The organism is Cupriavidus sp. R6-3, assembly GCF_059772245.1.
The window spans coordinates 1-2,475 of sequence record NZ_JCBAJO010000401.1; the positions used below are offsets into that span (position 1 = coordinate 1).

Here is a 2,475-nt window from a genome sequence, read left to right on the forward strand (position 1 = left end):
GCGCATCGACAGGCCGATGCGGTTGCGCTTGACGTCGACCTCCATCACCTTGACCTTGACGATCTGGCCGGCCTTGACGACCTCGTGCGCGTCCTTGACGAACTTGTTCGACAGCGCCGAGATATGGACCAGCCCGTCCTGGTGCACGCCGATATCGACGAAGGCGCCGAAGGCGGCGACGTTGGTCACCACGCCCTCGAGCACCATGCCGGGCTGCAGGTCCTTGATGTCCTCGACGCCGTCCTGGAAGGTGGCGGTCTTGAACTCCGGGCGCGGGTCGCGGCCCGGCTTTTCCAGCTCGCTGAGGATGTCGCGCACGGTCGGCAGGCCGAAGGTGTCGTCGGTGAACTGCGTCGGCGACAGCCCGCGCAGCGCGTCGCGGTTGCCCATCACGTCGCGCAGGTCCTTCTTGATATGGTCGAGGATGCGCTTGACCACCGGGTAGGCCTCCGGGTGGACCGACGAGCGGTCCAGCGGATTGTCGCCGTCGTTGATGCGCAGGAAGCCGGCCGCCTGCTCGAAGGTCTTGTCGCCCAGCCGCGGCACCTTCTTCAACGCGTCGCGGTTGGGGAAGGCGCCATTGGCATCGCGGAACTCGACGATATTGCGCGCCAGCACGCTGTTCAGGCCCGATACGCGCGCCAGCAGCGGCACCGAGGCGGTATTGACGTCGACGCCGACCGCGTTCACGCAGTCCTCGACCACCGCGTCGAGCGTGCGCGCCAGTTCGCGCTGGTTGACGTCGTGCTGGTACTGGCCGACGCCGATCGACTTCGGATCGATCTTGACCAGTTCGGCCAGCGGGTCCTGCAGCCGGCGCGCGATCGACACCGCGCCGCGCAGCGACACGTCGAGATCGGGGAATTCCTTGGCCGCCAGCTCCGAGGCGGAATAGACCGAGGCGCCGGCCTCGCTGACGACGATCTTGGTCAGCTTCAGTTCGGGCGCCTGGCGCATCAGGTCCTGCACCAGCTTGTCGGTCTCGCGGCTGGCCGTGCCGTTGCCGATCGACACCAGCGAGACGCCGTGCTGCTTGGCCAGGCGCGCCAGCGTGGCCAGCGAACCGTTCCAGTCGCGGCGCGGCTCGTGCGGATAGATCGTCGCGGTTTCCAGCAGCTTGCCGGTCGCATCGACCACCGCGATCTTGCAGCCCGTCCGGATGCCCGGGTCGATGCCCATCACCGCCTTCGGGCCGGCCGGCGCGGCCAGCAGCAGCTCATGCAGATTGCGGCCGAAGATCTTGATCGCCTCGCTCTCCGCGCTCTCGCGCAGCTGCGTCAGCAGCTCGGTTTCGAGGTGCGGCTGCACCTTGACGCGCCAGCACCAGCGGCAGACATCGCCCAGCCATTTGTCGGCGGGCCGGTTCAGGTTCTGGATGCCGACATGGCGCGCGATCATCGCCTCGCACGGGTGGGGCACCAGCGCGTCCTGTTCCTCGCCCAGGCCCAGCTTGATCATCAGCACGCCGGCATTGCGGCCGCGGAACAGCGCCAGCGCGCGGTGCGACGGGATCGTGCGGATGGTCTCGCTGTAGTTGTAGTAGTCGCGGAACTTCTCTTCCTCGGCGGTTTCCTTGCCTTCGACCACCGACGAGGTCACCACGCCGTTGGACCACAGATGCTCGCGCAGCTTGCCCAGCAGCTCGGCGGTCTCGCCGAACTGCTCCGACAGGATGTCGCGCGCGCCGTCCAGCGCGGCCTTGACGTCGGGCACGCCGCCGTCGGCGGTGGGCTTGCCGTTGACGTATTTGGCCGCCTCGGCCTGCGGGTCCAGCGTCGGGTCGGCCAGCAGCGCCTGCGCCAGCGGCTCCAGGCCGCATTCGCGCGCGATCTGGGCGCGGGTGCGGCGCTTGGGCTTGTAGGGCAGGTACAGGTCTTCCAGCGCCTGCTTGGTGACCGCGGCTTCGACCGCGGTGCGCAGCTCGGGGGTCAGCTTGCCCTGTTCCTCGATCGAGGCCAGGATCGCGGCACGGCGTTCCTCCATGTCGCGCAGGTACAGCAGCCGTTCCTCGAGCGCGCGCAGCTGCGTGTCGTCGAGGTTGCCGGTGACCTCCTTGCGGTAGCGCGCGATGAACGGCACGGTGGCGCCTTCGTCGAGCAGTTCGACGGCCGCCGCCACCTGGCGGGGTTGGACGGACAGCTCGGCCGCGATGAGCGACACGATCTTTTGCGTGACGGAAGCTGGCAGGTTGGACATCGGAAAAACACTCAGTCGAAAGCGGGGCATTTTGCCACAAGCGAACGGCGCGTCATCCGGCATGCGGTACGCACGGGGATCGATTCTGAATCGCCCTGCCGGGCAGGCCGCGCGCGGGCGCGGCGGCATGCCCCGATGGTAGAATCCGCCCATGAACCTCAAGCCACAACGGGCCGCTCTGCCGGCATGTTTTCCGGCCGCCGATCGCGCGGCAACGATGCCTGACGGCAGGCTGCCCAAGGTCTCGATGTCGGCGCGGACGCTGGCGCCGATATTGGC

Annotated in this window: 1 protein-coding gene; it reads right to left on the reverse strand. The window is 68.1% G+C overall.

Features of this window, described 5'->3' with window-relative positions; genetic code table 11:
- On the reverse strand, nt 1-2,196 hold a 2,196-nt coding region (locus tag AC6EI8_RS26095), incomplete at its 3' end, for a Tex family protein (RefSeq protein WP_498383337.1).
- Between the last annotated feature and the right edge of the window lie 279 nt (nt 2,197-2,475).